This window comes from Sphingomonas sp. UYAg733, from assembly GCF_054057355.1.
Genome location: NZ_JBSRZE010000035.1, coordinates 1 through 1,157, shown reverse-complemented (window position 1 = coordinate 1,157; position 1,157 = coordinate 1). Strand labels below are relative to the sequence as shown.

General features: G+C 63.4%; 1 protein-coding gene. It reads right to left on the bottom strand.

The window, feature by feature from the left end; genetic code table 11:
• Positions 1 to 23 precede the first annotated feature (23 nt).
• Positions 24 to 956, bottom strand: a complete 933-nt coding sequence (locus ACVWZA_RS21785) for an IS110 family RNA-guided transposase (protein WP_457313541.1) — start codon at positions 954 to 956, stop codon at positions 24 to 26.
• Between the last annotated feature and the right edge of the window lie 201 nt (positions 957 to 1,157).

Sequence of the window (1,157 nt, the reverse complement as noted above, 5' to 3'; positions counted from 1 at the left end):
TGGTGGAGCGACTATCTGGATTGTCAAACTGCATGCGCGAGGTGCGCGCGCGTTTCGCGTGCCTTTGCGTTGAGCCTGACGAGGAGTTTGCGGGCCAGAGCGATGCGTACGACCATCTTTTCCTTGCCTTGCGCGAGGAGCCTCTCGCGGAAAGCGGCGAGGTCATCGTCGTATTTTCTGGCGACATCGGCGACGAGGAAGAGGATCGATCGAACCGAAGCCCTGCCACCGCGGATGGAGCGCCGGCCATTACGCTTGCCGCTATCGTTGGCGAGGGGAGCAAGGCCGACGAGCTTGGCGATGGCCTTGTTCGAGATGGTGCCGAGTTCGGGCAGATCGGCGAGCAGGACGGCGACGGTTCGATCGGCAAGGCCTTTGATCGAACGGATGGTCTTGTCCAGCTCGGCCCAGAGCGGATCAGCGGTGACCAGGGTTGCGATTTCTGCCGCCAGCGCCTTGGCCTGGCGATTGAAGAAGGTGATCGCCTCCTTGAGGCTGGCCAACGCAGTCGGCTCGCCGGTGCTGTGGAGCCGTTGCTTCTGGATCGAAAGATCGGCGGTAACCTGCCGCAATCTGGCAGCAAGCGCGGTCAACCGGCGCTGATCTTCGGACGGCGGGGGCGTTGCTACCAGCTTGCTGGCGCCGGCATAGCCGGCGATCATCTCGGCATCGATCCGATCGGTCTTCTCCAGATACCCCATCGCATCGGCGAAGCTGCGAACCGCCCGGGGGTTGGCGATGGCGCAGGGCTGTCCCTGCTTCCAGAGCGCCAGAAAGGCGGCCTGCTCGACGCCTCCCGAGGCTTCCATCACGACCAGCTCGACGTTCTGCTCCCGGCAGAAGGCCAGCAGTTGTTCGACTCCTTGCGCCGTGTTGGCGAAACGCTGATAGCGCCCGGTCGCCCAGCTATCGAGCCAGACCTTCGAAACATCCACTCCACAAATGATGCGCATCACGGTAACCTGCCTTGTCTGTGCGATTGCAAATCAACCGACTGTTCGGTCGTGCGTGACAACGGCGATGATCCCAAGCTCCACCACGGTGGGCACCTGAGGGGTAACGGGCGACATCGCCGCCGCGCCGGGGTGGGTGGCCACCCACCCCGGCGCTCAGTCGCTTCCAGCAGAAACGAGCCGTGCTCGTCTAGATACAAGGGG